Source organism: Pseudonocardia sp. ICBG1034, assembly GCF_020131375.1.
GTDB lineage: Bacteria > Actinomycetota > Actinomycetes > Mycobacteriales > Pseudonocardiaceae > Pseudonocardia > Pseudonocardia alni.
Genome location: NZ_JAHLEK010000015.1, coordinates 1506006 through 1524225, shown reverse-complemented (window position 1 = coordinate 1524225; position 18220 = coordinate 1506006). Strand labels below are relative to the sequence as shown.

Sequence of the window (18220 nt, the reverse complement as noted above, 5' to 3'; positions counted from 1 at the left end):
GGGAAGGCTTACCTTAGGAAGACGGGAGCGGAGGGAGCAACGCCCGGTCGCTGTAGCGCGGGACACACCGGGAGTCGACGGCGGCGCCGGGGCGCGGCCGGGACGGGGCTAGACTGCGGGCGACGGGGTGTGGCGCAGCTTGGTAGCGCACTCGCTTTGGGAGCGAGGGGCCGTGGGTTCAAATCCCGCCACCCCGACCAGCGGAAACGTCGCCGCGAGCGGCGTTCCGGAGGCGGCTGACAGCGACGTCCGACAGCGCCCGGCCCCGGCCGGTGGTCCAGCCCGGCGCCCGCACCGAGCCGTGGTCCGGCCGCCCGCCCGCAGCGGCGACGTGCTCAGGGGGAGCCGCCGTGGTGGTGCCGACGGAACTCCGAGGGCGACAGGCCGTAGCGACGGCGGAATGCGGCGGCGAACCGGCTCGGACTCGAGAACCCCCAGTTCGCCGCGACGTCGCTGACCGAGTGCGACGTCCGGCTCTCCAGGTCCGCCTTCGCCCGTTGCAGGCGGACGGTCGTGAGGTGCTCCATCGGGGAGCATCCGATCCACTCCTGGAAGCCCTCCTGCAGCCGTCGCACGGTGGTGCTCCCGAGGACCGCCATGTCCGCCACGGTCCAGGGCCGGGCCGGGTCGTCACGGACCGCGTCCACGACCCGGGACACCGTGCGCGGCCGCGCGGGCGACCCCGTGCCCAGGTCGGGGCAGCTCGTCAGCAGGAATCCCGCGGCCACCGCGCCGGCCAGCTGCTCGGAGACCACGGGAGAGCCGGCGAACAGTGACGGGCGACGAAGGTGGCTGGCGAGACTGTTGACGAGTCTCCGCCAGTCCTCACCTCCGCCCCGGTCGAGATCGAGCTGGTCGGGCAGGACGCCGGCGACCCGGACGGGGTCACTGCCCAGTACGCGTTCCGCCTCGCGATCGAGCCAGGTGCGGTCGAACTTGACCCCCAGCACGGTGCATGTCGCGTCCCAGTGCGTGATCCGGCACGCGCTGTCGGCCCGGAAGACCGCCGCCTGGCCGGAGACGGAGGTCATCGATCCGCGACGGGTCTGGCTGACGAAGTGACCGGTCAACGGGATGTTGACCTCGTACGCTCCGGGATAGTCGCAGTCGATGGCGATGTCGGCGCCCCAGCCGACGTAGCCGAGGAGCACCGGGCCGAGATCGAGTGTCTGCAGGGTGAGCCGAGGCCTGCTGTGAGGGCCGATGGGCGTCAGCTCGTGCGGGAAGTACACGTCAGCGACGCTCTGCGACACCTGGTCCCAGTCCCGAGGTGGCGCACCCCTGCGTGCGGCCATGCCCTCGATCGTAACCGACACCGATCAGGTCCGAACTCCTCGCGCGATCGGTGCCGAAACCGCGCGATCGGTGTCGTCAGGCCCCGACGACCCCGCCTACCTTCTCGCCGTCCCGAACCGACGCAGTGAAGGAGCCACCCCCATGACGGCGGTGAACGACGCCCGCACCCCGGACCTCTCGTGGCTGGACGACGTGACGATGTCCGACCTCGAGCGGAACCCGTACGCGACCTACGAGCGGCTGCGCGCCGAGGCACCACTCGCCTACGTCCCGGTACTGGGTTCCTACGTCGCGTCGACCGAGGAGGTCTGCCGCGAGGTGGCCACGAGCGCCGCCTTCGAGGCCGTCATCACCCCGGCGGGCGGGCGCACCTTCGGACATCCGGCGATCATCGGGGTCAACGGGGACGTCCACGCCGACCTGCGCGGGATGGTCGAGCCCGCGTTGCAGCCGGTCGAGGTCGACCGCTACGTCGAGGACCTCGTCCGTCCCATCGCCCGCCGCTACCTGGAGAGCTTCGAGAACGACGGCCGCGCCGAGCTGGTCGCGCAGTACTGCGAGCCGGTCAGTGTGCGGTCCCTCGGTGACCTCCTCGGGCTCCGCGACGTGGAGTCCGACGTCCTGCGCGACTGGTTCGCGAAGCTCAACCGCTCGTTCACCAACGCGGCCATGACCGAGAGCGGTGAGTTCGCCAACCCGGAGGGCTTCGTCGAGGGTGACCGGGCGAAGGCCGAGATCCAGGCCGTGGTCGACCCGCTGATCGACCACTGGATCACCCACCCCGACGACAGCGCGATCTCGCGCTGGCTGCACGACGGCATGCCCCCCGGGCGCACCCGCGACCGCGAGTACATCTATCCGACCGTCTACGTGTACCTGCTCGGCGCGATGCAGGAGCCCGGACACGGGATCGCGTCCACCCTCGTCGGGCTGTTCGGCGAGCCCGAGCAGATGGAGCGGGTCGTCGACGACCCCGCGTTGATCCCGCGAGCGGTCTCGGAGGGGATGCGCTGGACGTCGCCGATCTGGTCGGCCACCGCACGCATCTCGACCCGGCCCGTGACGGTCGCGGGCGTCGACCTCCCGGCCGGCACCCCGGTGATCCTCTCCTACGGCTCCGCCAACCACGACCACGACCGGTACGAGGCGCCGACCCGGTTCGACATCGACCGTCCCCCGCTCCCGCACCTGGCCTTCGGGGCGGGCAACCACGCCTGCGCCGGGATCTACTACGCCAACCACGTCATGCGCATCGCGCTCGAGGAGCTGCTCGAGGCCATCCCGAACCTGGAGCGCGACACCTCCTCCGACGTCGAGTTCTGGGGCTGGGGATTCCGCGGTCCGACCACCCTGCACACCGTGTGGGAGGTGTGAGGGCATGGCGTTCACGGCGACCGTCGCCGGGCGGAGGGTGACGTGCGGGCCGGACCAGTCGGTCCTCGACGCGTTCCTCCGCGCCGGGGCGTGGATGCCGAACTCGTGCAACCAGGGCACCTGCGGCACCTGCAAGGTGCACGTGCTGAGCGGCGAGGTCGACCACCGGGACTCCCCGCTCGGCACGTTGACCGAGGACGAGCGGTCCGCCGGTCTGGCGCTCGCCTGCCAGGCCAGGCTCCGCTCCGACGCGGAGGTCGCACCGTCGGGGCCGGGCGGCGGGAGCGCGGGGCGTCGGACCCACCCCCTGCGCGATCTGGACGCCGTCGTCGTCGACATCGAGGACATGGCGCGGGACACCCGCCGGGTGCGGCTGGGCCTGGCCGACCCGCTCGCCTTCCACGCGGGCCAGTACGTGGAGCTCACGGTCCCGGGCTCGGGTGCTCGGCGGCAGTACTCGCTGGCGAACGTCGCCGACGACGACCAGGCCCTGGAGCTGCACGTACGGCTCGTCCCCGGAGGGACGGCCACCGACCGCTGGATCTTCGACGGGCTCGCCGTCGGCGACCGGGTACGGGCCGCCGGGCCCCTGGGCGACTTCTTCCTCGACCCGGAGGACGACGACGGCGGCGAGCCGATGGTGCTGATCGGGGGCGGTACGGGGCTGGCCCCCCTGTTGGGCATCGTGAGGACCGCGCTCGCCGGCCGACCGGGCCGCGAGATCCTCCTGTACCACGGGGTCCGCGGCGCGGCCGATCTCTACGACCTGGACCTCCTGGCCCGTCTGTCCGAGGCCCACCCGAACGTCAACGTCGTTCCCGTGCTCTCCCACGAGAGCCCGCCCGACGGCACCTTCTACCGCACCGGGCTCCCGACCGACCTGTTCCTGGACGACGTCGGATCGGCCCGGGGCTGGTCGGGCTGGCTCTGCGGACCACCGGCGATGGTCGAGGCCGGGGTCAGGGCGTTCAAGCGTCGCCGCATGGCCCCCCGCCTGATCCACCGGGAGACGTTCACCCCCGCCGACGCCGGCTGAGGGCCACCCCGCTCAGGACAGCACGCGCAGCTGGAACGGATAGTCGTAGGGCCGGTCGTTCGACGCCCGCACCGCGCCCTTGACGTGGCACCACGCGGACACCACGAACAGCACGAGCATCAGCGGCAGCGCCACCACGATCCCGACCACGGTGAAGATCAGGATCCAGCAGAGGATGAACAGCACCCAGAACGACAGGTTGAAGTTGAACGCCCCGGCGGCGGCCCGGCGCGCGAACGGGTCGTCCTTCTTGACCAGCCAGACCAGCAGCGGGCCGACCAGGCTCAGCAGTCCGGCGCTCAGCACCGCGGCGATCGGCGCCGACAGGTGGGCCAGGATCGCGGCGATCCGGCTGCTGTCGGCCGGCGTGGGCGCGGGGCCGCCGGCGTACGGCTGTGACATCGGGTTCCTCTTCTCTGGTCCGCGAGCCAGGGCGGCCGCGGACCGGTTCCGCAGGACGAACGTCCGCGGTCTCGCGGCCACCCTGCCAGCCACCGGTCCGGAACCGGGAACCGGACAACACGGGCCGATCCGCGATCACCCGGATGTGTGCAGACGGAGGTCGCGGGCCGTAGGACGGCCGTCGCCGACGACCAGCTCCTCCGGGGCAGCACTGTGACGGCGGGAACACCCCGCCCCGCGCCGGCGTTCCGGTCGTCGAAGCGTCCGTGGGGGTGCGTCCGATGCCGTCGAGTGCGAGACCGTCGTTCACCGTCGGCCTCGTCGTGCCCTCGGCCGGCTCCGACCGCATCTACGGGCCGTCGTGCATCCTGTGCGCCCGGCTGGCCGTCGAGGAACTGAACGCGGTGGGCGGGGTCCTCGACCGCCCCGTCCACCTGCGGATCCTCGACGGGTCCGGGGCGCCGGAGCAGGTGGCGACGGCGGTCGCGCAGGCGGCACGGACCGGGGCGATCGACGCCGTCGTCGGCTGGCACATCTCCCCGGTGCGGGTGCGGCTCGCGTCGGCGCTGCGCGGGCTGGTGCCGTACGTGTTCACCGCGCTCTACGAGGGCGGTGAGACCACGCCGGGTGTCGTCCCGATCGGTGAGACACCGGACATCCAGCTCACCCCGGCGCTGCGGTGGATGGCCCAGGAGATCGGCGTCCGGCGCTGGGCGGTGATCGGCAACGACTACCGCTGGCCGCACCGGTCGATCGCGCGGACCCGGGCCGCGCTCGACGGGTCCGGCGGGCCGATGCTCGACCACACCCGTTTCGTACCGCTCGGCACCTCGGACCACCGGGCGGTGCTGGACGACCTGGCCGACCTCGACGTCGACGGGATCCTGACGCTGCTCGTCGGCTCCGACGCCGTCGCGTTCCACCGCGAGTTCGCCCGGCGCGGGCTGGAGAGCCGGTACGCCCGGTTCTCCCCGTTGATGGACGAGAGCATGCTGGCCTGCGCCGGGGCCGGCGCGTCGCAGGACGTGTTCACCGCCGCCGGCTACTTCGAGGCCCTCCCGACCGCGGAGAGCCTGGCCTTCGGCGCCCGCTACGCCCGCCGGTTCGGCCCCGGCGCACCGCTGCCGTGCGCGCCCGGCGAGTCCTGCTACGAGGGCGTCGGGGTCCTCGCCGCTCTGGTGAACCGGGTCGGCACCACCGACGCGGTCCGGCTGTCCGAGGCCGCCGGACGGTGCCACTACGTCGGCCCGCGCGGACCCGTGACCGTACGCGACGGCCGCGCCGAGCAGCGCATCTACATGGCCGTCGCCGACGGGTCGGGTTTCGACATCCTCGCGTCCCTCTGAGACCTCCGGGCGAGGACGAGCGCGGTCACGACCGCGGCGAGCACCAGGATCCCGGACAGCGGCAGCCCGATCAGCAGCATCAGGCCGCCACCGATGTTCGCGCCGATCGACGCAGCCGTCATGACGCGTCCGGCCCACCCGACCAGCAGGCCCGCCACCACGCACAGCGCCACCGGTGACGCCACGGCCCACCGGCGGACGACGGCGGCGACGCAGCAGACCAGCCCCGCCCCGGCGAGCACCCCGACGGGCCACGGCAGCGCGGGCGGGTCGTACGCCCGGATCCCGTCGGCGAGGTCGGATGCGGGGCTGACGTCGCCGATCAGGAACCAGGCGACGACGGCCGCGCAGGTCCCGGCGAGCAGCCCCACCGGGATGGCACGCAGTGCGCCGGACACGGGAGTCCCCTCTCCTCGGTTCCCCGCCACCCTGGCCCGCGCGGACCCGGCGGACCTCCGTAGGACCACGGAGTTCAGTCGGCCGGCCGCCACGGACGCGGCGGCAGCGTCGGCAGGCCGCTCGGTGCGCACTGCCCGCCCCGCTCCCCCGCCAGCCGGAACACCAGCCAGCCCGACAGCGCGGCCAGCACCGACCCGGCCAGGATCCCGATCTTCGCCTCGGCGACGAGCAGCTCGTCGGTGAGCGCGAGCTCGGTGACGAACAGGGCCACGGTGAACCCGATGCCCGACAGCGCGGCACCGCCCATCAGCTGACCCCAGCGCAGCGTGTCGGGCACCCGGCCCAGCCCGGTGCGCAGCGCGACCCAGGTCGCGGCGGCGACGCCGATCGGCTTGCCCACGACCAGGCCGAGCACGATGCCCCAGGTGAGCATCGACGTCGCCGCGGCCGACAGGGTCTCCGACGACAGCACCACCCCGGCGTTGGCGAGCACGAACAGCGGCACGATGACGTAGCTGCTCCACGGCTGGATGGCCTGCTGGAGCCGCTCGTTCGGGGAGACGGCGGCGACCGCGACCGCGCGGGCGGTGCGGGCCCGCTCCGGGGTGGGGTCGAGCAGGAAGTTCTTCCCGATCCGGACGGCCTCGACCATCTCGGTGCGACGCGGCGCGTAGGCGTTGACCAGCAGCCCGAGCGCCACGCCGACCACGCTCGGGTGCACCCCCGACCGCAGCACCGCGACCCAGCACAGGATCCCGACGACGGCGTAGAACGGCGTCCGCCAGAACCGCACCCAGCGCAGCGCGAGCAGCCCGGCGAGCAGCACCACGGCGACGAGCAGCGCGAGCAGGTCGACCTCGTCGGTGTAGAACAGCGCGATCGCCAGCACCGCGCCGATGTCGTCGACGATGGCCAGAGCCAGCAGGAACACCCGCAGCTGGTCGGGGCAGCGCGGCCCGAGCAGCGCGAGCACACCCAGCATCACCGCGGTGTCGGTGGAGATCGCGATCCCCCAGGCGCCCGCCGCCTCGCCGCCGGCGTTGAGCGCGAGGAAGAACAGCGCGGGCACGACGAGTCCGCCGAGCGCGGCCGCGGCCGGTGCGGCCAGGGCGCGGAACCCGCGCAGCTCGCCCAGCGTCGTCTCGCGGGCGATCTCCAGCCCGACGGAGAGGAAGAACAGCACCATCAGGCCGTCGTTGACCCAGTGCCGCAGGTCCAGGTCGAGCGCGGACTCCCCGAACGACACGGCCAGCGGTGTGTGCCAGAACGTCTCGTACCCGCCGCCGAGGTTGGCCCACAGCAGCGCGACGACGGCCGCCCCGACCAGCAGGACCGCCGATCCGGACTCGGTCCCGAGGAACCGCCGCGCTGCATCGGAGAGGTCGCCGCGCTCGGCTAAGGTCACCACCGCCATGTGCTGATCCTGCACCGCCCGTCGCGGGACGCAACGAGGAGGCCGTCATCAGCCTGGATCCACCCGTCGGACCGTACGACCACGTCCTGGGCCCGCCCGAGGCCGAGCTGACGCTGGTGGAGTACGGCGACTTCGAGTGCCCCTACTGCCGCGACGCCGCACCGGTGCTGGAGGAGGTCCGCGACCGCTTCGAGGGGCGGCTGCGGTTCGCGTTCCGGCACTTCCCGCTGCACGAGGTGCACCCGCACGCCATCGCGGCCGCCCTCGCCGCGGAGATGGCCGGGTTCGACGGCCGGTTCTGGGAGATGCACGACACCCTGTTCGCCCCCGGTCCGCCGCGGCTGCGCCAGGACGACCTGCGGGAGCACGCCGTCGCCGCGGGGGTGCGGCCGGACCGGGTCGTCTGGCCGGCGACGCGGCTGGCGGAGGACCGCGTCGAGGCCGGGTTCAACGCGGCGGTGCGCTCGGGCGTGCGCGGCACGCCGACCCTGTTCGTCAACGGCGAGCGGTACCGCGGCGACGTCACGGTCGCCGCGCTCACCGCCGCGCTGGACCCCGCGCTCCGGTCGTAGCCGCTCAGGCCGTCGCGGCGGGCCCGACCAGCATCACCGGGCAGTCCGCGCGCTGGACCAGCGCGAGCCCGGTCGAGCCGAGCAGCAGCCCGGTGAACCCGCCCCGCCCCCGGGTGGCGACGACGACCAGCCGCGCCGCCCCGCTGCGCTGGGCCAGCACCCGTCCCGGCTCGGCGCGCTCGATCACCCGCTCGACGGCGACGTCGGGATAGCGCTCCGACCAGCCGGCGAGCCGCTCGGCCAGCGCCCGCTCCTCGGCCTCGCGCAGCCGGTCGAACGCACCGGTCGCACGCAGGGCCGGGGACCGGCCGTCGTGCCAGGCGTGCAGGGCGACCAACCCGGTGCCGTGCTCGGCGGCCGCGGCGAAGGCGTGCTCCAGCGCGACGTCGGACAGCGGGCCGCCGTCGATCCCGACCAGGACCGGCCCGTCGGACGACGTGCCGCGGACGACGACGACCGGGCAGCCCGCGTGCGAGGCCACGGCGAGGGTCACCGACCCCAGCGCGGTGCCCATCGCCCCGCGCCCGGCGGACCCCAGCACCAGCAGCTCCGCCGTGGCGGACCGCTCGACCAGTGCCGTCGACGGCGCCCGACGGTCCTCGGCGACGTCGACCGCGACCTCGGGTGCGGCCTGCGCGGCGGCGTGCCGGGCCGCGTCGAGGGTCGCTCGGGACTCCTCGCGGATCGACTCCTCGACGTCGTCGAGCAGGGGGGCGACGGCGGCGTCCGCGTACAGTCCGGCCACGTCGAAGGCCTGCACGAGCAGCAGGTCGGCGTGCCGGGCGGCGGCCTCGCGGGCCGCCCACGCGACGGCGTCCAGGGCCGCGTCCGATCCGTCCACGCCGACGACGACGGTGCTCATCACTGTGCTCCGTTCCCGGCCGGCCCGGTGTCGGCCGTTCACCCTCCACTGTGCTCCCTCGCGGGCCGGGTCGCACGGCCCCGTCGTGTGAGGTCGGAGACGGCCCGCACGGGCCGGGACGGGCACCCGGGGCCCCGGGCCGCATCGCTACGGTGATCGCTGCTGCATTCCGGAGACAGGGAGGTCCCGTGCACGCACCGAGCGTTCTCGTGGTCGGCGCCGGGTTCGGCGGCATCGCCGCCGCGATCGAGCTGCGGGCCCACGGCATCCGCGACGTCACGATCGTCGACGCCGCCGACGGCATCGGCGGTACGTGGCTGCACAACACCTACCCGGGCGCCGCCTGCGACGTGCCGAGCCATCTGTACTCGTACTCGTTCGCCCAGCGCACCGACTGGTCGCGGCTCTGCTCACCGCAGCCCGAGATCCTCGCCTACCTGCGGGGTGTCGCCGCCGAGTTCGGGGTCGACGAGCTCGTGCAGACCGGTGTGCGGATCGTCGACGCCCGGCGCGACGAGGCCGACGGACCCTGGACGGTCACCGCCGACGACGGCCGCACCTGGACCCCCGACGTGCTGATCGTCGCAACCGGTCAGCTGAACCGGCCGGTGTCCCCCGACCTGCCCGGCGTCGACTCGTTCGCCGGGACGATGTTCCACTCCGCGCGCTGGGACCACGACCACGACCTGCGCGGACGTCGCGTCGCCGTGATCGGGACCGGAGCCAGCGCCGTGCAGTTCGTGCCGGCGATCGCCCCCGAGGTGGGGCACATGACGGTGTTCCAGCGGTCCGGGAACTGGTTCCTGCCGCGACGGAACCGGAGGTTCCCGGCGTGGTGGCGGGCCGCGATCGCGCGGGTGCCCGGCCTGCAGGCCGCTCGGCGCCGGTTCATCACCGAGTACTGCGAGGCGCTGACACTGATGATCCGCCACCCCGCCACCTGGGGCAGGCTGGGGCGGCTCTACGCGACGCTGTTCATGCGGGCCCAGCTGCGCGACCCCGAGGTCCGCCGGAAGGTCTGGCCGGACTACACCTTCGGCTGCAAGCGCATCCTGTTCAGCTCGCACTGGCTCCCCGCGCTGCAGCGGCCCAACGTCGCGGTCGAGACGTCACGCATCACCGCCGTCGAGCCGACCGGGGTGCGCACCGAGGACGGCACGCTGCACGAGGTCGACACGATCATCTGGGGCACCGGGTTCGCGGCGACCGACTTCATGTTCCCGATGGAGATCAGCGGCCCGGGCGGACGGTCGCTGCGCACCGAGTGGTCCGACGGCGCGCACGCCTACCTCGGCATGACCGTCCCCGGGTTCCCGTCGCTGTTCGTGCTCTACGGCCCGAACACCAACACCTCCGGCGGCTCGATCATCCGGTACCTGGAGCACCAGGTCCGCTACGTCCGCGAGGCCCTGCAGGAGGCCGCCCGCCGCGGCGCGTCCGGCGTGGAGGTCCGCCCCGAGGTCGAGCAGGCCTACGACGAGGAGGTCCAGGCCCGCTTCCCCGGCACCGCGTGGACCCGCTGCGACTCCTGGTACCGCGACGACACCGGGCGCATCGTCACCAACTGGCCCGGCTACATGCGCGAGTACGACGAGCGCACCCGCCGCGTCGAGCCGTCGGACTACGTCTTCCACTGAGCCCCGGCCGGCGCCGGGCAGGACGGAACCGCCCCCTGCGTCCCGTGGCGGCGGGAGGCAGGGGGCGGAGGTCGTCGTCGGGGTCAGTCGCAGGACGTCGGGTTGTCGCGGTTCTGCGCCGCCCCGCCGCCGAGGATCCCGAGGACGTTGCCGAGGGCCGCGTTGACGCCGGGGCAGATGTTGGCGTTGTTGAGGACGTTGACGTCGTCGAGGTTCACCAGGCCGAACTGGTCGCCCCGGGTGTTGCCGACGTCCTGGACGAAGGAGTCACCGTCGTCGTCCTTCGGCGCGGGCGCAGCCGACGCCAGCGGGCTGAAGGCGACCATGGTGGCGATGACGGCGACGCCGGTGACCGCAAGCTTCCTGCGCATGTCTTTCTCCCCGATCGTGTCCGGTGGGACGGACGTGTCTCACGATTCCCGTGAGCACCACCGGGACGCCTGTGCGTCGCGGCAAGCGGACAGTAGGCAGCCGCTCACCGGCGGGGATACGGCAGCGACACCAACGAGTGACCCGATCACCACGGGTGCCAAAAGTGTGGTGTGAAACGGACGGAACCGGTTCTCCCAGGACGCCGGACACCCTCCGTCCCCACGTCCGGGGCTGCCGATGCGAAGGGTGATCGCCCGACCGGACCGTGGGCGGGGGCCGACCACCCGCGGGGGTGAATCCGTGACCGGCGTGTCGCGGGACCCGGCGTGTCGCGGCGGGACCGTGGCGTCCGGGGCTTGCACCTGACGCGACGTGAGGCGGCACCGTCCATCATGCCGCCACGACGTGGCGGTCCGACAGGAGGGGATTCCGGTGAAGGTGGGCGAGCTGGCCCGGGTGACCGGGCTGACCGTGCGGACACTGCACCACTGGGAGGAGCGGGGGCTGGTCGTGCCGTCGGCGCGGACGGCCTCCGGCCACCGGGTCTACGACGACGGCGACGTCCGCAGCGTCTACCAGGTGGTCGCCCTGCGGGAGCTGGGCCTGCCGCTGGAGGCGATCGGCGGGCTGCTCTCGTCCGGGTCGTTCGCCGACGTCCTCACCGCGCACCTGGACCAGGTCGACGCCCGGCTGGCGGCGCTGCACGCCCTGCGGGGCACGCTCGCGGCGGTCGTCGACCGGCTCCGGGACGCGCCGGACCCCGACCCGTCGGACGTGCTGATGATGATCGACGAGGTGAGCAGGGTGAACGACACCTTCGCGCAGTACTTCACTCCCGAGCAGGTCGCCGCGCTCCGTGCGCGGCGCACCGAGGGCGAGACGGCAGCGGCCGCGTGGCCCGGACTGATCGCCGACGTGCAGGCCGAGATGGACGCGGGCACCGACCCGGCGGAGCCGCGCGTGCAGGCGCTCGCCGCGCGGTGGTCGGAGCTGCTGGCGACCTTCCACCGTGGTGACGAGTCGTTGCAGCGGCAGCTGTACCGGCTGCGGGACGAGAACCCCGACGAGGTGACCGCGGCGGGTGGCCCGGACCAGGCGATGATCGACTACATCGCCCGGGCCGGGGTCACCGGCTGAGCCGGTGGGGCGGGAGGCCGGGGATCAGACCGGCCCGATACCCCGCACCCCCGCCCCACCCACACCGGCCGCCTCCAGCAGCCCCGCCAGCACCGGGTTCACCGCACCGGCCTTCCACGCCAGCGCCAGCGGCACCTCCGGCGGGTCGGTCAGTGGTACGAGCACCACCCCCGGCGTGCGCAGCTCCGCCGTCGCGTCCAGCGCCAGCCCCACCCCGACACCGGCCCCGACCAGGGACAGCAGGGTGTGCGTCTCGGGGGCCTCCTGCTCGATGCGCGGCAGGAATCCGGCGTGCAGGCAGGCCGCGTCGACCGACGTGCGCATGACCGCCATCCGCCGGGCCGGGTAGGTGACGAACGGGTCGTGGGCCAGCTCCGCCAGGTCGATCGTGTCCCGCCCGGCGAGCGGGTGCTCCTCGGGCAGCGCGGCGACGAGCCGATGCCGGTCGATCTCGTGGACGACGAGGCCGTCGTCGTCGACCGGGGTGCGGATCAGCGCGGCGTCGACCCGGTCGGTGCGCAGGTCCTCGGCCAGCTCGCCGGAGAACCGGCCGGTGACCAGCACCAGCCGGGCCTGCGGCCGGTGCGCGCGGAAGCGGCGGGCGGTCCGGTACAGCCAGGCGTTGGAGCTGGGTCCGGCGAACCCGAGGCGGACCGAGCCGGTGCCGCCGGCGGCGGCCTCGCGCGCCCCTCGACGGCCTCGTCCGCGGCGGCGAGGGCACGGCGGGCCCGGGGCAGGAACGCCGCCCCCGCCGGGGTGAGGGCGACGGCGCGGGTGTGCCGGTCGAACAGCGTGGCACCGACCTCGCGTTCGAGCCTGCGGATCTGCTGGGACAGCGGCGGCCCCGAGACCTGCAGGCGGGCCGCGGCCCGGCCGAAGTGCAGCTCCTCGGCGACGACGACGAACGACTCCAGCTGCCGTAGCTCCACCCTCCGATCATGTCGATACAACGACAGGAACGGAAGCAAGAGCGTCCCGATGGCGTCCCAATGGTGTTCTACCGTTGCGTGGCGGTGGTCACGACGGCGTGGTCGTGACCGTCGCTCCACGACGAGTGCAAGGGGGCACCGGGTTGAGCACGAGCACACCGTCGATGCGCCGCAAGGCGGGGATCGCCTCGTTCGTCGGCACCACCATCGAGTGGTACGACTTCTACATCTACGGCACCGCCGCCGCGCTGGTGCTGGGGCCGCTGTTCTTCCCGAACGCCTCCCCCGCCGCCGGCGTGCTGGCCTCGTTCGCCACGTTCTGGGTCGGGTTCCTCGCCCGGCCGATCGGCGGGATCGTCTTCGGCCACCTCGGTGACCGGCTCGGCCGCAAGACCGCGCTGGTCGCGACGCTGCTGCTGATGGGCGTCTCGACGCTCGCGATCGGGCTGCTGCCCGTCTACGACGACATCGGCGTCCTCGCCCCGGTGCTGCTGGTCGTGGCCCGGCTCGTGCAGGGGCTCGCCGTCGGCGGGGAGTGGGGCGGCGCGGTGCTGATCGCCTCGGAGCACGCGTCGAAGAACCGCCGGATCCTCTACGGCGCCTTCGCCCAGCAGGGCAGCCCGGCGGGGCAGATGCTCGCCACCGGCTCGTTCGCGCTCGTCGCGATGCTGCCGGAGGACGCCTTCCTGTCCTGGGGCTGGCGCGTGCCGTTCCTCGTGTCGGCGGCGCTGGTCGTCGTCGGGCTGGTGATCCGGCTGCGGATCGAGGAGAGCCCGGCGCTGGTCGCGATGCGGTCGCGCGGCACGACGGCGCGGTTCCCGCTCGCGGAGCTGCTGCGGGAGCGGACGATGCTGGTGGTCGTCTCGGTGGGCGCGTGCGCGCTGGTGGCGGCGGCCGCGTACTTCAAGAACACGTTCGCGCTGTCCTGGGCGGTCAACGACCTCGGCTTCGACCGCCAGGTGTTCCTCAACGTCGTGCTGATCAGCTCGACCGTGCAGTTCTTCACCCAGCCGCTCGGGGCGTTCATGGCGACCTGGTGGAACCCGCGGAAGGTCGTCACCGCGCTGCTGCTGATCGAGCTGCCCCTGTTCCCGGTGATGTTCTGGCTGATCTCCACCGGCAGCTTCGGGCTGGCCGCGCTCGGCATGGCGCTCGCGACGCTGCCGCACACGATGTACTACGCGATCCTCGCCGGGATGCTGGCCGAGGCGTTCCCCGCGCGGATGCGCTACACCGCGATCTCGCTGTCCTACGCGCTGGCGGGCACGCTGTTCGGCGGCACCGCCCCGCTCGTCGGGCAGTCGCTGCTGGCCGCGACCGGGTCGATCGTGCCCGTCGTGGGGTACTCGCTGGTGATCGTGCTCGTCTCGCTCGCCGCGGCCCGGTACGTGCTGGCCCGCGGACCGGTCCCCGACGACGAGCGGCTCGACCCCGCCGTCACCGGCACCACCATGAGGACCGCATGACCGCACGACTCCGCGAGCCCCGCTTCCCCGAGCCCGAGGTGCCCGCCGGCGCGACCGCGCTCGCCGCCCGGCTGCGCGCGCTCGTCGCCGCCGACCCGGACCGCCCGCTGGTCACCGAGGACACCGCGGACGGCCCCGGTGTGGTGCGCACCCGCGCGGAGTTCGACGCCCGCACCAACCGTCTGGCCAGGGCGTTCGCCGACCGCGGGGTGCGGCGCGGGGACCTGGTGTCGATCGCGCTGCCGAACACCGCCGCGCACCTCGAGAGCTCGGTCGCGGCGTGGAAGGTCGGCGCGGTGCCCCAGCCGCTGTCGGCCCGGCTGCCCGCCGCCGAGCGCGACGCGGTGCTCGCCGTCGCCGCGCCGGCACTCGTCGTCGACACCCCGGTCGACGCCGGCTCGTACGCCGACGGCCCGCTCCCCGACGTCGTCGGGCCCAGCTGGAAGGCCCCCACCTCGGGCGGGTCGACCGGTACCCCGAAGGTGATCGTCGCCGGTCAGGCCGCCTGCGTCGAACAGGTCCTGGCCCGCGCCGACGGGCTGCGCATCGACCGCGACGGCGTCTTCGGCTGCACCGCGCCGCTGCACCACAACGCGCCCTTCATGTTCACGCTGATGGCGTTGCTCCAGGGCCACCACGTCGTGCTCATGGGCCGGTTCGACGCCGCCCGCGCGCTCGCGCTGATCCCCGCGTACGGCGTCACCTGGCTCTACGCGGTGCCGACCATGATGAGCCGGATGCTGCGCCTGCCCGACGCCGACTGGGCCGCCTGCGACACCGCGACCCTGCGGACCGTGCTGCACGTCGGCGCGCCCTGCCCGCCGGAGGTCAAGCGCGGCTGGATCGACCGGGTCGGCGCGGAGACGGTGCTCGAGATCTACTCCGGCACCGAGTCGCAGGCCGGCACCGCGATCGACGGCCACGACTGGCTGGCCCACCCGGGGTCGGTCGGGCGGGTCACCCGCGGCGAGATCACCGTCCGCGACGACGACGGCCGCGAGCTCGGACCCGGTGTCACCGGTGAGATCTGGATGCGGTCGGGCGGGGCGCCGACGTACCACTACCTGGGCGCCTCCGCCCGCGAGCGCGACGGCTGGGAGTCACTCGGCGACATGGGCTCGCTGGACGCCGAGGGCTACCTGTACCTGGCCGACCGACGCGCGGACATGATCCTCGTCGGCGGCGCGAACGTGTACCCGGCGGAGGTCGAGGCGGCGCTGACCGCGCACCCCGGGGTGCGGGACGCCGTCGTCGTCGGGTTGCCGGACACCGACTACGGGCACGTCGTGCACGCCGTCGTGCAGGCCGAACCGGGCATCGAGAACGATCTTCGCGAGTTCCTCGACGGGCGTCTGAGCAGGGCGAAACAGCCACGGAGCATCGACGTCGTCGACCACCCGCTGCGCGACGACGCCGGGAAGGTGCGCCGCTCGGAGATCGCCGCGCGCGCCGCGGACGCTCGACGGCGCGCAACGGCGGACGGTGCGACAGGATGACGTCCATGACCGACCTCCTGGACCGTCTGCGCGAGCTGCAGGTGTCCTCCATCTGCGACGCCGACAAGTCGCTCCCCGTGGTGGACCCCGCGATCCGTGCCCTGGTGCCGGACGTGTCGATGGCCGGGCCCGCGGTGACGGTGTCCTGCGTGGACGACCACCTGCCGATGTTCGCCGCGCTGTCCGCGGCCCGCCCCGGCTCGGTGCTCGTGGTCGCCGGGGCGGGTGGTCACCGCGCCGTGTCCGGTGAGCTGTTCGCGACCGAGGCGAAGCGGCGCGGGCTGGCCGGGATCGTCGTCGACGGGCTGGTCCGCGACGTCCGCGGGCTGCGCGGGATCGGGCTGCCGGTGTTCGCCCGCGGGACCTGCCCGGCCTCGGGCAGCACGAACGACCCGGGCACCGTCGACGAGATGGTGTCGTTCGGCGGGCTCGTCGTGAGCCCGGGCGACCTGGTGTGCGGCGACGACGACGGCCTGCTGATCGCCGCGCCGGACCGGCTCGCCGAGGTCGTTGACACCGCCGAGGGCATCGAGGCCGCCGAGCGCGCGCTGGTCTCGGCCATGCGCAACGGCCACGACCTGCACTCGCTGACCACGGTCGTCGAGCACGTCGCGGCGCTGCGCCGGGGCGAGCCCAGCGCGCTGGGGTTCAAGGTCTGAGCGGCCGCTCAGGCCGCGACCGCGTCCCAGCTGAACTCCTCGGTCATCGAGCCGGGGCAGTCCGGGCACGGGACGGCGACGCCCGCCGTCTCGTCACCGGGGAGCTCGGCCTCCGCGCCGCAGCCGGCGCACCGCTGCCAGGACACCAGTTCTCCGTACATGTGTTCGAGGGTGAACCACATCGGTGTAGTTCGCAACCCCGCAGGTCCGGGCCGGGTCAGACGTCGTCGATCAGGTCCGCGACCGAGGAGACGACCCGCGTCGGGCGGAACGGGAACCGGTCGATCTCGTGCTCCTTGGTGATGCCCGAGAGCACCAGGACCGTGCGCATCCCGGCCTCCAGCCCGGCGAGGATGTCGGTGTCCATCCGGTCGCCGATCATGACCGTGGACTCCGAGTGCGCGCCGAGCCGGTTGAGCGCGGCCCGCATCATCAGCGGGTTCGGCTTGCCGACGAAGTACGGGTCGACCCCGGTCGCCTTGGAGATCATCGCGGCGACCGAGCCGGTCGCGGGGAGGATGCCCTCCGGGGACGGTCCGGTCGCGTCGGGGTTGGTGGCCACGAACCGGGAGCCCTGCTCGACCAGACGCATCGCGGTCGCGATCGAGGAGAAGCTGTAGGTGCGGGTCTCGCCGAGCACGACGTAGTCGGGGTTGCGGTCGGTGATGACGTAGCCGATGTCGTGCAGCGCGGTGGTCAGCCCGGCCTCGCCGATCACGTAGGCGCTGCCCTGCGGGCGCTGCTCGCCGAGGAACGCGGCGGTGGCGAGCGCCGAGGTCCAGATCGACTCCTCCGGCACGTCGAGGCCGGTGGCCTGCAACCGGTAGCGCAGGTCGCGGGGGGTGTGGATGCTGTTGTTGGTCAGGACCAGGAACGGCACGCCCTTGTCCCGCAGCCGCGACAGCAGCGTGTCCGCACCCGGGACGATGCTGCCCTCGCGGACGAGGACGCCGTCCATGTCGGTCATCCAGCACTCGATCGGCTTCTGCTCCACGGGACCGACCCTAGACCCGCGCCGGTTGGCAGGCCGGGCACCAGAACAGGTTGCGGTTCTGGTGCTCGGCGTGCCGTACCGGCGTCCCGCAGACGAGACAGTCCATCCCGGTGCGGCGGTAGACGTAGACCTCGCCGCCGTGCCGGTCCTTCCGTCCGGCCCGACCGCGCCGGCGCGGGTCGTGCTCGGGACGCACGGTGTCGATACGGCCGGTCCGCACGCCGTCGCGCATGAGCACGACGAGGTCGGCCCACATCGCGTCCCACGTCTCCCGGTCCAGCGACCGGCCCGGGAGCTGCGGGTCCAGGCCGTGCCGGAACAGCACCTCCGCGCGGTAGACGTTCCCGACGCCGGCGAGCACCTTCTGGTCCATCAGCAGCGTCGCGAGCGGGCTGCGCGAGGCCGAGATGCGGGCCCAGACCGTGTCCGGGTCGGCGTCGGGACGCAGCGGGTCCGCACCCAGCCGGGCCCGCAGGGCGCGGGCCTCGGCCGAGGTGAGGAGCTCACAGGCGGTCGGGCCGCGCAGGTCGGCGTAGTGGGTCTGCCCGACCAGGCGCATCCGCAGCTGCCCGACCGGTTCCGGTGCGGGCAGCGGCTGTTCGACGAACGTGCCGTACAGCCCGAGGTGGACGTGCACGACGCGGTCGCGGCCGTAGCGGTGGAACAGGTGCTTGCCGTGGGCCTCGGCCCCGGTCATCACCTCGCCGTCGAGCAGCGCCGCAGAGGCTCCGAAACGGCCCTGCGGGCTGGACACGCCGACCGGCCGGCGCACGAACAGCTTGCGGTGCAGCCGCGCCAGCCGGTGCAGCGTGTGTCCCTCGGGCATCCC

General features: G+C 73.5%; 19 protein-coding genes, 1 tRNA gene and 1 pseudogene. 10 read left to right on the top strand and 11 right to left on the bottom strand.

Annotation, left to right across the window (positions count from 1 at the left end; translation table 11 throughout):
• Window positions 1–123 precede the first annotated feature (123 nt).
• Window positions 124–200, top strand: a tRNA-Pro gene (locus tag KPF22_RS08690).
• Window positions 201–335: 135 nt separating this feature from the next.
• On the opposite strand, the gene KPF22_RS08685 is transcribed toward KPF22_RS08690, so the two are convergent.
• The gene (locus tag KPF22_RS08685; protein ID WP_208824955.1) at window positions 336–1295 is read right to left on the bottom strand and encodes an AraC family transcriptional regulator; all 960 of its coding nucleotides are present in this window, start codon (window positions 1293–1295) and stop codon (window positions 336–338) included.
• 142 nt (window positions 1296–1437) lie between these two features.
• Here KPF22_RS08685 and KPF22_RS08680 point away from each other — a divergent pair, with 142 nt between their 5' ends.
• The gene (locus tag KPF22_RS08680; RefSeq protein ID WP_224401671.1) at window positions 1438–2670 is read left to right on the top strand and encodes a cytochrome P450; all 1233 of its coding nucleotides are present in this window, start codon (window positions 1438–1440) and stop codon (window positions 2668–2670) included.
• A 4-nt stretch (window positions 2671–2674) separates the two neighbouring features.
• Entirely contained in the window at window positions 2675–3706 is a 1032-nt protein-coding gene (locus KPF22_RS08675) for a 2Fe-2S iron-sulfur cluster-binding protein (RefSeq protein ID WP_224401670.1), read from the top strand.
• A gap of 12 nt (window positions 3707–3718) precedes the next feature.
• On the opposite strand, the gene KPF22_RS08670 is transcribed toward KPF22_RS08675, so the two are convergent.
• The gene (locus KPF22_RS08670; protein WP_224401669.1) at window positions 3719–4108 is read right to left on the bottom strand and encodes a DUF4870 domain-containing protein; all 390 of its coding nucleotides are present in this window, start codon (window positions 4106–4108) and stop codon (window positions 3719–3721) included.
• Window positions 4109–4389: 281 nt separating this feature from the next.
• Between KPF22_RS08670 and KPF22_RS08665 the strand changes: the two genes are divergently transcribed.
• A complete protein-coding gene (locus KPF22_RS08665) occupies window positions 4390–5454 on the top strand; it encodes a substrate-binding domain-containing protein (RefSeq protein ID WP_208824946.1) in 1065 nt (354 codons plus the stop codon).
• Here KPF22_RS08665 and KPF22_RS08660 read toward each other — a convergent pair.
• Window positions 5403–5852 (bottom strand): hypothetical protein, encoded by a 450-nt coding sequence (locus tag KPF22_RS08660; protein WP_224401668.1) that lies wholly within the window; start codon window positions 5850–5852, stop codon window positions 5403–5405. The genes KPF22_RS08665 and KPF22_RS08660 overlap by 52 nt on opposite strands.
• A 74-nt stretch (window positions 5853–5926) precedes the next feature.
• A complete protein-coding gene (gene nhaA / locus KPF22_RS08655) occupies window positions 5927–7267 on the bottom strand; it encodes a Na+/H+ antiporter NhaA (protein WP_208824942.1) in 1341 nt (446 codons plus the stop codon).
• Window positions 7268–7314: 47 nt separating this feature from the next.
• On the opposite strand from nhaA, the gene KPF22_RS08650 reads away from it, so the two are divergent.
• Entirely contained in the window at window positions 7315–7839 is a 525-nt protein-coding gene (locus tag KPF22_RS08650) for a thioredoxin domain-containing protein (RefSeq protein ID WP_208824995.1), read from the top strand.
• Window positions 7840–7843: 4 nt separating this feature from the next.
• On the opposite strand, the gene KPF22_RS08645 is transcribed toward KPF22_RS08650, so the two are convergent.
• The gene (locus KPF22_RS08645) at window positions 7844–8701 is read right to left on the bottom strand and encodes a universal stress protein (protein WP_208824940.1); all 858 of its coding nucleotides are present in this window, start codon (window positions 8699–8701) and stop codon (window positions 7844–7846) included.
• 188 nt (window positions 8702–8889) lie between these two features.
• Between KPF22_RS08645 and KPF22_RS08640 the strand changes: the two genes are divergently transcribed.
• Window positions 8890–10338, top strand: a complete 1449-nt coding sequence (locus KPF22_RS08640; RefSeq protein ID WP_208824938.1) for an NAD(P)/FAD-dependent oxidoreductase — start codon at window positions 8890–8892, stop codon at window positions 10336–10338.
• Window positions 10339–10421: 83 nt separating this feature from the next.
• Here the strand turns inward: KPF22_RS08640 and KPF22_RS08635 are convergent, their stop codons facing one another.
• The gene (locus tag KPF22_RS08635) at window positions 10422–10709 is read right to left on the bottom strand and encodes a hypothetical protein (protein ID WP_062396993.1); all 288 of its coding nucleotides are present in this window, start codon (window positions 10707–10709) and stop codon (window positions 10422–10424) included.
• 433 nt (window positions 10710–11142) lie between these two features.
• Here KPF22_RS08635 and KPF22_RS08630 point away from each other — a divergent pair, with 433 nt between their 5' ends.
• Window positions 11143–11847: a MerR family transcriptional regulator gene (locus KPF22_RS08630; protein WP_224401667.1), complete on the top strand. Its 705-nt coding sequence runs from the start codon at window positions 11143–11145 to the stop codon at window positions 11845–11847.
• Between the two features lie 24 nt (window positions 11848–11871).
• Here KPF22_RS08630 and KPF22_RS08625 read toward each other — a convergent pair whose 3' ends face one another.
• Together KPF22_RS08625 and KPF22_RS31935 are read right to left on the bottom strand one after the other, a co-directional pair.
• On the bottom strand, window positions 11872–12462 hold the full coding sequence (locus KPF22_RS08625; protein WP_255624527.1) for a LysR family substrate-binding domain-containing protein: 591 nt from the start codon (window positions 12460–12462) through the stop codon (window positions 11872–11874).
• 143 nt (window positions 12463–12605) lie between these two features.
• A pseudogene (locus KPF22_RS31935) lies at window positions 12606–12776 on the bottom strand (LysR family transcriptional regulator); the annotation flags it as partial.
• Window positions 12777–12919: 143 nt separating this feature from the next.
• Between KPF22_RS31935 and KPF22_RS08615 the strand changes: the two are divergent.
• From KPF22_RS08615 to KPF22_RS08605, 3 genes are read left to right on the top strand one after another with little or no spacing between them, the layout of a single operon-like run.
• A complete protein-coding gene (locus tag KPF22_RS08615) occupies window positions 12920–14242 on the top strand; it encodes an MFS transporter (protein WP_224401665.1) in 1323 nt (440 codons plus the stop codon).
• On the top strand, window positions 14239–15738 hold the full coding sequence (locus tag KPF22_RS08610; RefSeq protein WP_224401664.1) for an AMP-binding protein: 1500 nt from the start codon (window positions 14239–14241) through the stop codon (window positions 15736–15738). Before KPF22_RS08615 ends, KPF22_RS08610 begins: the two co-directional genes overlap by 4 nt.
• Window positions 15739–15743: 5 nt before the next feature.
• Complete coding sequence (locus KPF22_RS08605; RefSeq protein WP_224401663.1) at window positions 15744–16397, top strand: RraA family protein; 654 nt, start codon at window positions 15744–15746, stop codon at window positions 16395–16397.
• Between the two features lie 8 nt (window positions 16398–16405).
• Here KPF22_RS08605 and KPF22_RS08600 read toward each other — a convergent pair whose 3' ends face one another.
• The 3 genes from KPF22_RS08600 to KPF22_RS08590 are packed head-to-tail and all read right to left on the bottom strand — an operon-like array spanning window position 16406 to window position 18217.
• Window positions 16406–16558: a hypothetical protein gene (locus KPF22_RS08600; RefSeq protein WP_168172127.1), complete on the bottom strand. Its 153-nt coding sequence runs from the start codon at window positions 16556–16558 to the stop codon at window positions 16406–16408.
• 56 nt (window positions 16559–16614) lie between these two features.
• Window positions 16615–17355 (bottom strand): HAD-IIA family hydrolase, encoded by a 741-nt coding sequence (locus KPF22_RS08595; protein ID WP_208826864.1) that lies wholly within the window; start codon window positions 17353–17355, stop codon window positions 16615–16617.
• 46 nt (window positions 17356–17401) lie between these two features.
• Entirely contained in the window at window positions 17402–18217 is an 816-nt protein-coding gene (locus tag KPF22_RS08590) for an Fpg/Nei family DNA glycosylase (protein ID WP_208826854.1), read from the bottom strand.
• Between the last annotated feature and the right edge of the window lie 3 nt (window positions 18218–18220).